Source organism: Oceaniovalibus sp. ACAM 378 (assembly GCF_008085915.1).
Classification (GTDB): Bacteria; Pseudomonadota; Alphaproteobacteria; order Rhodobacterales; family Rhodobacteraceae; genus Oceaniglobus.
Window position 1 is genome coordinate 1 of sequence record NZ_VSJK01000049.1, and the last position, 6,318, is coordinate 6,318.

The 6,318-nt window shown below is 50.9% G+C and carries 5 protein-coding genes; 4 read left to right on the top strand and 1 reads right to left on the bottom strand.

The window, feature by feature from the left end; translation table 11 throughout:
• The coding region (locus FQ320_RS25965; protein ID WP_187394084.1) for a hypothetical protein at positions 1–931 on the top strand (931 nt) is incomplete at its 5' end.
• A 72-nt stretch (positions 932–1,003) separates the two neighbouring features.
• Here FQ320_RS25965 and FQ320_RS24845 read toward each other — a convergent pair.
• Positions 1,004–1,660, bottom strand: coding sequence for a glycosyltransferase family 32 protein (locus FQ320_RS24845; RefSeq protein WP_187394085.1), 657 nt, complete (start codon positions 1,658–1,660; stop codon positions 1,004–1,006).
• 305 nt (positions 1,661–1,965) lie between these two features.
• On the opposite strand from FQ320_RS24845, the gene FQ320_RS24850 reads away from it, so the two are divergent.
• The 3 genes from FQ320_RS24850 to FQ320_RS24860 all read left to right on the top strand — a co-directional run.
• Positions 1,966–2,622, top strand: a complete 657-nt coding sequence (locus tag FQ320_RS24850) for a recombinase family protein (protein ID WP_148475949.1) — start codon at positions 1,966–1,968, stop codon at positions 2,620–2,622.
• Between the two features lie 1,344 nt (positions 2,623–3,966).
• Entirely contained in the window at positions 3,967–4,779 is an 813-nt protein-coding gene (locus FQ320_RS24855) for a replication initiation protein (protein WP_148475950.1), read from the top strand.
• Positions 4,780–5,574: 795 nt separating this feature from the next.
• Positions 5,575–6,318, top strand: a 744-nt coding sequence (locus FQ320_RS24860; RefSeq protein ID WP_148475951.1) for a hypothetical protein, incomplete at its 3' end; no start/stop codon positions are given.

The following is a 6,318-nucleotide window of genomic DNA, read 5'->3' on the forward strand; positions in this document are numbered from 1 at the left end:
AGGTATTTCTCTTACTTCTATCATACAGGCTGCGGTTAAAGATCCTACCGAGGTCAACACATTTGTTAAAAGACTCGAAGAGCAGAAGAAAGAACGTAATATGGAAAATAGGACTTTAGTTACTCCTTATCGAAATGATGTTGAGCTTCAGTTGTTTGGATTACAGCGCAGCGGCAACCACGCTGTCACAGCTTGGATCCTGCAACAATTTTCTAGCGCTACGGTGTTTCTCAACAATGTGGCGCATTTCGAAGATCCGTTCCTGCATTTCAGAGTCGGTACGGTCGAAGGCATGGTGCCCGTTAACAAGCGCAATTTGGCGCAACTAGAACATCTTCGCGCGCAAGAAAAACCTCTTCTGATATACAGTTATGAGAATCTAAAATTATCACACCTTCGTCAACGTCCCTTGGTTCCGGATCGGAAAAATATGCTCGGCGCTAGTCGGCACATTCGGCGCGTTCTCCTATGTCGAGATTTCTTTAACTGGGCAGCCAGCCGGATCCGCCTGATGGAATACCGCAAGCAAGACATCAGTTCGACGGTTGCAGATTTTAATCCCATGATCGATCTTTGGCTTAGCTACGCACGTGAATTTGTCGGAGATACCGATCACTTGGGGACAGACGGCGTGGTGCGAATTTCTTACCCCCGTTGGGTCAATGACCCTGAATACAGGGCATACCTTCTCGGTCGCATGGATCTCCCGCTTCATGACAACAGTAACGGCAAGGTTCCTGACGTCGGAGGGGGTAGTTCGTTTGATAAAATCACCTTTTCCGGATCTGCTACCACTATGAAAACAGATGAGCGTTGGCACTATCTTTTGGATGACCGATTCGGGCCAATACGTGCAATTATCCAATCCAGAAGAGCTGAGATAGAAGAGTATAATGGAAGAGCCTTCGACATGGACTGGCCTCGTATATAATCACGAATTAATTTTCAACTTCGAAAACTATGGCACCACCACGAACAGTCTTGAAAAACCCCTCAAGTACCCTCAAAGGTCTCGAAAGATAGATGAGGAACCAGCGTCAAGGCTCTGACGCCAGTCACTGTCCGAGTTTTTATATTCCAAATCGTTCCGGAATCGGACAATTTTGCGTACGATACCTACATCCCGAAAAGTTATGCCGTCAAAAATTGGCCTCTGTGCTTCATCCTGATACATATTAGTCATAATTCCGGGGCCCGTGACCAACCAAACATTATTTGATATGCGGCCTTCAATATTCAAGATTGCTTGCTCGATCACCCTGTTTAAAAGGGGATCCTTAAGATGCCTGAAAAATAAAAAATCGTTAGCTACCCTAGTTTGCCGCTTCATTAGCACCCCACGCTCTTCATCAGCAATCAAACTGGCTAAATCACCACTGCTTTCAGTGTCAGCATCTATATAAACTCCCCCTTCATGATAAAGTGCGCAGTAGCGGAAAAAATCGGCCTGCATGGCTGGAACATCGCATTTCAAAAAAGCGGTATGCGCACGGGACCCTATATGCGCTGCGATATACGATTCCGCCATCTTTGTATCGTATATTCTATGACTAAAACTAGGAACAACTTCCCATGTACGCATGAGTTGTTCAATTTCGTAAGGTATTTCTTTTGTATTCCAGAATTGAAACAGGTTTTGGTGGGGAGTAGTAGAGCTCATCATTTGTCTCACTTTTAAGTGCTGGTAGACCTTTGCCAGGAATCAATATCACCTAGCCTAAAATAGGATTGAGATTCATGATCACGCTTGCCGCTACCGGTAACAGAACTAGGAATCTTCTTCAATGACGCCATCACGGTTCCCGCCAAGGAAATCTGATAAATGGCGCTAGCCGAGCGGGTCGAAGACTATTGTGGCCGCACTGTAATTATGGAGCATGAAATTATAACACTCACAACCAACGTTGAGGTTTGCAACGCACCCGGTGCGGGCCTATGTTGTTAAGAAGGCAGCAGGGGCGAACCATGAAGCGGTATGTAATTTACAAACGGGTAAGCACAAACGAGCAAGGACGATCCGGCCTTGGCCTTGCTGCACAAGATCGGGATATCAGGTTATTTCTTGAAGGGTTCGCAGAGGAACCCCACGAAGTGCTGGCCGAATTCACAGAAATTCAGACTGGGCGTGCCGACGACCGGCCACAGCTTGCCTTGGCACTTGATCTGGCCCGTAAGGAAGGTGCCGACCTTCTGGTGTCAAAGCTGGATCGCCTTAGCCGCCGCGTGTCGTTCATTGCTACTCTAATGGAAGACTCAAAGGTCAAGCTGCGGGTGGCATCCATGCCCTACGCCGACAAGTTTCAACTGCACGTCTACGCTGCCCTAGCCGAGCAAGAACGAGAGTTCATATCAGCTCGTACCAAGGCAGCATTGGCCGAAGCCAAGGCGCGGGGCACGAAGCTTGGCGGCCTGCGGGATCAAACTGGCAGGCGCAATGTGGCGGTGAAAGCTAATGCAAGGGAACGGGCGGAACGGGTAGCCGACATCGTTGTGCCGCTTCGCCAGAAGGGCGCCGCCCTGCAAGCCATCGCTGATGCGCTGAACTCGGCAGGTGTAGCCACAGCGCGTGGCGGTATCTGGCACGCCTCCCAAGTGCAGCGCACATTGAAGCGACTGGCCTGACTGGGCGGCTGTCCGTAGGGATGGAACAGGATGCGAAGTTCAGCGCCACAAGACTGTCCAACAAACGTCAGCTCCTCGCCCGAAAAGCGTGGCCAGATAATCCGGAATACGCACCTTCGGTCCATTCACACGGTGAAGGTACCCTTGATGGCTCTTCGATGGCTCTTCGATGGCTCTTCCCGTGTTTTTTCATCCAGTGCGTGTAGCGCGCCCACGTCTTTCTTGCTGCGCTTGCCGTCACCACAGACAGGCTAGCGCACCGGGTGCGGAACACGGGCGGGACGGCATGTCTCCAGAGCTGCCAGCCGATCCCAATGCCTATGACGTATCGCCACCGCCAAGGCGCGCGAGGCGCTGGCTTATCCTCGCCTCTCTTGCTGCCCCATGACCAAGCCATGCGCGAAGGGTAGAGCCCGTACAGGCGGGTCAACGCCATACAGAAAATAGTCTTGTGGCCTTATTTGGTGGTCTATGCTGAGGATGCAGGGGCAGTACGACCCTGCGCGTGGTGCATACTGCGCAGCAATGGCCCTGAGGGCGCAGGAGCGGGCCGCTGAGCGGGAACTCGTCCGACCACTAGTATGCGGGTAGGGCATACCACAAGGCCACTCAGAAGGCAATTTAGGGCCTTCTGAGTGGCTAAGCGCGCACCTTCGACGCTCTGCGCATAGCCAAGCGCGTTCAGGCGCTTCCCAGAAGTGGCCGGATGGGCGCGCGCCGAGAGGTGGTGACTTGTCCCCTTGAGGATATAGTGGAACGGTCTGCGCGGTTCTCGCAGTTGGGGCGCCAGCAACCGCCCGACAAGCGCGCCCGGTGTATCTTGTTCTGATGCCGTCAGACTTTCGCATTCCAAAATAGTGCTGCGACCTGAGTCCGCAAACCGGCCGCCTGATCCAGAAGGTCATCAAGACCCGCGATGGCCCCGCACACACAACACCCGTCTTGTGGGGTACTTGCGTTGCTTTGCGGCGCTAGTCAGTCTGCATGAGCAAACCTACCCCTCTGACCAATTGCATTGCGTACTTGATTGTCTCAACCTTGCTTAGCATACCGGGTGTGGTGCGATAGTTATCCACAGGCGGAACTTCTTCTTCTTTTACTTCTTTCTTCATACTTCATGGGCATGTAAGCACTTGATTTTGTGACACTAACCACCCTTCACGGCTACCTTTCGTATGGCTCACGGCTACCTTTCGTATGGCTCACGGCTACCTTTCGTATGGCTCACGGCTACCTTTCGTATGGCTATAGGTGCAGCGCAGAACCCTGAGAATGAAGCTGGCGAAGGTATCGGATACTTAGTAGGCTACTAGGTAGCCCATTAGAGTAGCCAAGCATTCGCCGATGACCAAAACTTTAGAAAAAACCCCCAGCATGGGGGAAATGTTGAAGCCTGCGGAGCTCATCGAGTTACGAGGGACTGGCCCTCTTACGCTTCAAGACAGGCGTGTGTTCAACCTGCTGATCGAGAATGCTTGGGGGCCGCACATCGCAGAGCCGGGCAGAGTGTTCAGCATTGAAACAAGCGAACTCAAGGGACCAACCGAGCCCAATGTGCGGTTGGTAGAAACGGTGGAACGTCTTATGCGTACCATCGTGAAGACAACAGACGTCGAAGGCAATGAGACCAGATTACAACTGCTCAGTACCAATAGCCTTAGGACTACGGTCAACCGGGGCACCTTCGAATACTGCTTCCCGCCGCGCTTGGCTGACCTGCTTAAAGACAGCACCATTTTCGCCAAGCTCGACCTTGAGGTAATGCGGTCCTTCTCTAGTAAGTATGCCTTTGCCCTTTATGAGGCGATATCGCGCCGAGTGCGGTTGCGGCACATCTTCACAGAAAGATTGAGTATTGCGGACCTCCGCGAGTTACTCGGGGTAGAAGCCGATAAACTGCTTCCCTTCAAGAACCTGCATCGCAAAGCCATTGAACCTGCAGTGGTCGAGGTGAACGCCATAAGCCCTTACGCCGTAACAATTCTTCCTCGGAAGGACGGGCGCAAGGTGGTCGGATTCATCATGGGGTGGGGCATGAAGGACCAAGACGGAATGAAAGAAGCTTACTCCGAACTGCATCGCCCTCGGATCGGCAGGAAAGAACGCGTGACGGGTACGGTGGAAAACCCTGTAGACACATCAAAGATTGACAGTTAGTCCATCCCATCGAAACGTTCCATGGAACGTATTTTGAGACGAAACGGAACTCTAGATGGCATACAGCCTTTCTGCCGCCGCCAAAGCCACAGGCAAGAGCAAGTCCACAATTCATAGAGCCGTGAAAAACGGAAAGATATCTGCACTCCGAAACGACAATGGTGCTTACCACATCGACGCAGCGGAGTTGGCCAGAGTGTTCCCATTGACTGCCATCGGAACGCCCAAAAAGGACGCTACCGCACCCGGTGCGGAACCCATGCAAAACGACCTATCCATCCTTGAGATCAAAGTGGTTATGTTGGAGGCCCAACTAGGACGAGAACGTGAGACAGTAGACGACTTGCGCAAGCGATTAGATCGGGCAGAAGACCGTGCTCACGCACTGACACATCGCTCAACAGAGCCTCCTAGACCTCACGGTTTTCTACGTCGATGGTTTGGCTGATAGCCTTCACCTTAGCAATTATCCTATCTTGGGACAAATGCCGCTCGGGAGCGCCCACCCCATCGCCTACTTTATGACGCTCGGGTAAGACCATCCTTAAAGCAAAGGTTGAGGCATTGGGGATCAACGGGAAACATTAGCAGAAGCGCTACTTGACAGAGATGTTTGGAAACAACAGGCAATAGCTTTTGTTGGGTGCCCCGCAAAAGAAGTCGCGTAGCTGGTGGTAGTGGTAGTAAAAATGATATTCTCTATGCTTCGTCTCGAATATGATCAAACTGACACGCTAGTTCGGTCGGTAGACTGGACTGTCTAAATACTTCTATTACATCGAAGGCAGAATAAATTTGAACCCGAACCGCTGTCCTGAAACGGTCTACGAAGACCATTTGGTTAAGATAACCTTCTCGGAAGGGACATCAGATCATGCGATTGTAGCATTTTCCGGGATAGGGATAAAGGTTGGTGGCCTCCCACAGGAAGAGTTTCGTAAAAGCATTCCTAAAGAGTATTCAGTTTATTTTTGCATTGAAAAGAGCCCCAGTTGGTACAACGATAGCTTTAAACTTATCCGCGATGTGCTGAACTCCAAGATTAGGCAGCGCGGATTCTCTTCGGTCACCACTTTAGGCAATTCAATGGGTGGTTTCGGTGCCATTCTTTTTGCTGGATATTTGCCAAACTGTCGTCAAGTTTTAGCCTTTGTGCCGCAAACATCCATCCGACCCGATATCGCTAAATTTGAACGCCGTTACCTCAGATATATGGAGAAGGTGCGGAACTGGAGCGTTCCTGATCTCATTCCACACTTGAGAAAAGACATATCCTATGTCGTCATTGTTGGAGACTCCTGCCCCCAAGACATTGCTCATGTTGAACGTCTGACCGCAGCAGGCCTTCCTAACTTGCACGTTGCAATCTTCTCCGGATGCCATCATGACCTCGCTAAAAATCTTAAGAAGTTAGGTATTTCTCTTACTTCTATCATACAGGCTGCGGTTAAAGATCCTACCGAGGTCAACACATTTGTTAAAAGACTCGAAGAGCAGAAGAAAGAACGTAATATGGAAAATAGGACTTTAGTTACTCCT